The following is a 2,671-nucleotide window of genomic DNA, read 5'->3' as shown; positions in this document are numbered from 1 at the left end:
TGGACGGTATCTCTTCATGAACGAGCAGTGTGCACGGGAGTTGAGTGTCTATCGCGAACAAGCCCTTGGCAACACCGACCGAGACCTCCTTTCGGCCGAACTGGCCGAGCAATTTATGGCCAACGATCAACGAGTGTGGGAATCAGGGAGCTTGTTGACCGTGGAGGAACAGGTGCCCCAAGCGGACGGAGTCCACACCTCTCTGGTCCAAAAGTTCTTATTGCGTGACAATCAGGGCATCCCCTATGCCTTGAGCGGGATTGCGCTCGATATCACCCCTCATTTGCGATTGGAATCGGCCATCCAGGCGAGTGAGGCACGGCTGCAGTTGGCCCAATCGGCAGCCAATATCGCGGTCTTCGATTGGGATATCGCCGCACAAAAAGGCGTCTGGTCCCCAGAATTGGAACGGATCTGGGGTCTGCCGGGCGGCAGCTTCGACGGCACGGCCGAGGCCTGGCAACGCCTCATCCATCCGGACGACCTGGCGTCGGCGCATGCAGGTATCCGACGTTCATTGGAAGATCCCACCGCGCCCTCCGAATTCGAATATCGCATCGTGCGGTCGGATGGGGCAGTGCGCTGGATCTACGCCAAGGCGAAAACGCTGTGCGATGCGGAGGGTCGTGCTGTCCGCGTGGTGGGAGTCAATCTCGACATTACGGACCGGAAGGAGGGGCAGTTGCGCCTGGAGCGATCTGCCGAGGAGCTCGAAGCGCAAGTCGAAGACCGTACGCGGGATCTTGTGCACTCTCAGAAGCGCCTGCGCGTCTTGGCGACCGAGCTGAACCTCGCCGAGCAACGGGAGCGCAAGCGCCTGGCGACCGAACTGCACGACCATTTGCAGCAGATGCTGGTGCTGGGAAAGCTCACGATCGGCCAAGGAAAGCGCCTCGCCGACGGAGTGCCGGCCTATGAGCAGATCTTCAAAAAAGTAAACGACATTTTCTCCGACGCGCTGACCTATACGCGCACCCTCGTCTCGGATCTCAGTCCCACCGTTCTGAGGGATCAGGGACTGGCGGCGGCGCTCCGATGGCTCGGCGCCTCCATGCGGAAGCACGAACAGACCGTGACCGTCACCGTGTCGGAGGATCGGGATCTCCGGTTGCCGGAAGACCAAGTCATCTTATTGTTCCAATCCGTGCGCGAGCTCCTGATCAACTCGGCGAAGCATGCCGGGACCGGACAGGCCGCCCTCGTGATGGAACAGCAAGAGGGAAATCTGCGTATTACCGTGAGTGATAAAGGGAAAGGATTCGATTTTGCAGCTGTCACGTCAGTTGCTGTTGCTGCCGGAACTGCTAGTGGCGGGATTTCATCCAAGTATGGTCTGCTGAGCATTCAAGAACGGATGCGGGCGCTGGGCGGGTCGTTCGATATCCACTCCGTTCCTGGGCAGGGGACGACCGCGACATTGCTCTTACCCTTGGCAAAGGACGGTGAGGTTGGGAGCAAGGTAAAGGCCTCGGGTCCGAAGAGAGGCTCTTCTTCAACCTTCGCCTCAACCATGCAGTCCACTGCGCCTCAAATCCGTGTCTTGTTAGTGGATGACCACATCATGGTCCGTCAGGGTTTACGCGCGATTTTAGACGCGTATGCGGACATTGAATTGGTAGGTGAGGCGGCCAATGGCGAAGAAGCCTTGCAGCTGGTGGATCAACTGCGGCCCACGGTGGTGGTGATGGATATTAATATGCCGAAGATGGACGGCATCGAAGCGACAGGGTGGATCAAACGCCGCTATCCGGACACGATCGTCGTGGGACTCTCGGTGAACGCCTCCAAGGAAAATGAGGAAGCGATGATGCGGGCAGGAGCAGTCGGACTCATGACGAAAGAATCGGCGGTCGAACAACTCTATGATGTGATTAAAGAAGCGGTGAAGAAGGGGTAGTGACCGTGATATCGAACCGGTGCGATATCTCGGATGGATTCCAATGCTTGGAGGTTATTGATGATGAGTCCCAGCTTGCGGCGAATGACGGCGGGATCGACCGGCGTCACGTCAGTCCTCGAGCGGCGAGGAAATTTCCAATGGCTTGTTGTTGGGCGACGCGCAGCTTAGCCGTATCGACGTAGCGCCGAAGCGCTAAGGAATAAAAAGCCGCGTAGCTGCCGGGGCGCGACTCATAGAGCAATCGTCCGTGACGCAACGCTTCCAGAGCCAATGGTGGAGACGCACGGCGGAGATCGACCACATCGATGTCGCCGTCGCGATGGGTATTACCGTGGGCCGTAGAGCCAAAAAGGATGATGAGTTGGATGTCCGGACGACGCATCAACGGGCGCAGCGCAGCTGTGATCTTTTCAGGTGTTGCGTCGGATGTTTGCACATGTCGAGCCTAGCAATGAGCGTCTCACCGGTCAAGCGGCGGATAGTTGTGAGCGGCGAGCAGTCAGGAGGCAAGAGTAGGAAAAACCCTGGGGTACGGACGTGTCCGCAATTTGCACATATCGATCCCCATAGGTCCTGTAGCGGATTTCATCAGGACATCGTTAGAAACAGAACCGGCTCGGTTGTCATATCTTCCGTCTGCAACGACTCGGTGGACCTGTCGCGAAGACGCTGATACTCGGCATTGCAAGCGTCTCAGTCGTATGCAGTATTTCACAAGAGCTAAACCCAAGGATCCTTAATTCTCTAGGGGTAGTCCTAGCTGCACCGTCG

Annotated in this window: 2 protein-coding genes; one reads left to right on the top strand and one right to left on the bottom strand. The window is 57.6% G+C overall.

All coding sequences use genetic code 11. The features are described from left to right. On the top strand, nt 1-1,897 hold a 1,897-nt coding region (locus ACOSYY_RS03210; protein ID WP_421660829.1), incomplete at its 5' end, for a response regulator. Nucleotides 1,898-2,003: 106 nt separating this feature from the next. On the opposite strand, the gene ACOSYY_RS03205 is transcribed toward ACOSYY_RS03210, so the two are convergent. Further along, complete coding sequence (locus ACOSYY_RS03205; protein WP_421660828.1) at nt 2,004-2,336, bottom strand: nucleotidyltransferase domain-containing protein; 333 nt, start codon at nt 2,334-2,336, stop codon at nt 2,004-2,006. Between the last annotated feature and the right edge of the window lie 335 nt (nt 2,337-2,671).

The sequence above is a fragment of the Nitrospira sp. BLG_2 genome, from assembly GCF_049222245.1.
Note: the sequence above shows the minus strand (reverse complement) of the source record. Positions and strands in the feature narration are given on the sequence as shown.